The sequence below is a fragment of the Nocardia sp. NPDC050799 genome, from assembly GCF_040654015.1.
In the GTDB taxonomy this organism is placed as follows: Bacteria; Actinomycetota; Actinomycetes; order Mycobacteriales; family Mycobacteriaceae; genus Nocardia.
The window spans coordinates 1-1,530 of record NZ_JBFAHF010000106.1 but is presented as its reverse complement, the minus strand read 5'-3'; the positions used below and the strand labels follow the sequence as shown (position 1 = coordinate 1,530).

At 65.6% G+C, this 1,530-nt stretch carries 2 protein-coding genes; both read right to left on the bottom strand.

Features of this window, described 5'->3' with window-relative positions:
- Positions 1–1,044: aldehyde dehydrogenase family protein (locus AB0H42_RS35650; RefSeq protein WP_357064281.1), on the bottom strand; the 1,044-nt coding region annotated here is incomplete at its 3' end.
- 16 nt (positions 1,045–1,060) lie between these two features.
- On the bottom strand, positions 1,061–1,530 hold a 470-nt coding region (locus AB0H42_RS35645), incomplete at its 5' end, for an aspartate dehydrogenase (protein WP_357064278.1).

Sequence of the window (1,530 nt, the reverse complement as noted above, 5' to 3'; positions counted from 1 at the left end):
GCGCGCGCCGCTGTTCTTGCCGCTTTCGATAAAGCGCAGCACCGACTCCATGTGCGCGAAGCTGACCAGCGGCCCGAAGTTGGTCTGCGGATCGGTCGGATCGCCGAGGCGAATGCGCTTCACGCGTTCGAGGATCTTCGCCTCAAACTGCGCCTGCAACGCCGCCGGCACAAAGACGCGGGTGCCGTTGGTGCACACCTGGCCGGAGCTGTAGAAGTTGGCCATCATGGCGATATCGGCGGCGCGATCCAGATCGGCGTCGTCGAAGATAATCAGCGGCGACTTGCCGCCCAGCTCCATGGTGACTTCCTTCAGCGTCGAACCCGAGGCGTTGGCCATCACCTTCTTGCCGGTTTTCACCCCGCCGGTGAAAGAGACTTTGGCGATGCCCGGATGGTCGGTCAGGTACTGCCCCACCTCCGCACCGCTGCCGGTCACCACGTTGAACACGCCGTCCGGCAGGCCGGCTTCGGTGTAGATTTCCGCCAGCTTCAACGCCGTCAACGACGTAACTTCACTCGGCTTGAAGATCATCGCGTTGCCCGCCGCCAGCGCCGGCGCTACCTTCTGCATTTCACTGGCGATCGGCGAGTTCCACGGCGTAATGGCGGCGATCACCCCCATCGGTTGATACTGGCTGAGCGTCATCACCTCGGCGCTGCGCGGGGTCGGCAGCTCACCTTCCAACACCTCGCAGGCGGCCGCGAAGTAGCGCGCGGTCGCCGCCGCGCTGGCCACCAGCCCGCGGGTCTCCGCCAGCGGCTTGCCGTTGTCGCGGGTCTGCAGCTCGGCCAGCTGTTCCTGCTGCGCCAGGATCAGGTTGCTGACGCGGTAGAGGATCGAGGCGCGTTGGTGCGGCACCAACCCACGCCACTCCGGCGCGCGCCAGGCGCGTTCCGCTGCCTCCACCGCCTCATTCACGTCCTCGACGTTAGCGGCACGCAGCCGCGCGTTGACGCTGCCGTCAGCCGGGAATACCGAAGCCATCTCTTCGCCACGCCCTTCGCGCCAGCGTCCGGCGACAAAAATATTCAATCGTTCCATGCTCCGCTCCTGCCGTTCAGGCAATAAAACCGCCGTCCACCAGACGGCGGCAGGCTTGTACCGCGCTCAGCGCCGCCAGGGTTGATGTTTTGGGATTGCTCGCCAGCGGGGTGCCGCTCAGCTCGATGTGAAACTCGCCAAAATCGCCGCACACTTGCAGGCGATGGGTATTGCGTCGGGTGGCGGGATCGACCTGCAGGCGTACCCGGGTGGCGTCCATCCCCAGGCCGTTGAGCGCAATGGTGGCCGCCACGTTGGCATTAGCCGGGAACAAACGCGCCGCTTCACGCGCCGAACCTACCAAAAACACCTGCGCTTCACTCACCGCATCGAGATCGATCAACTGTTCCGCCGGGCTGCCGCGCCAGCTGGCCGGGCTTTTACTGGCCTGATAGGTCACGCTCTCCAGCCCGCCTTCGCGCGCCGACGCCAGCCCGTCCATCCCCGCCACCGCGCCGGACAGCACGATCAGTTGCCCGTGATGGC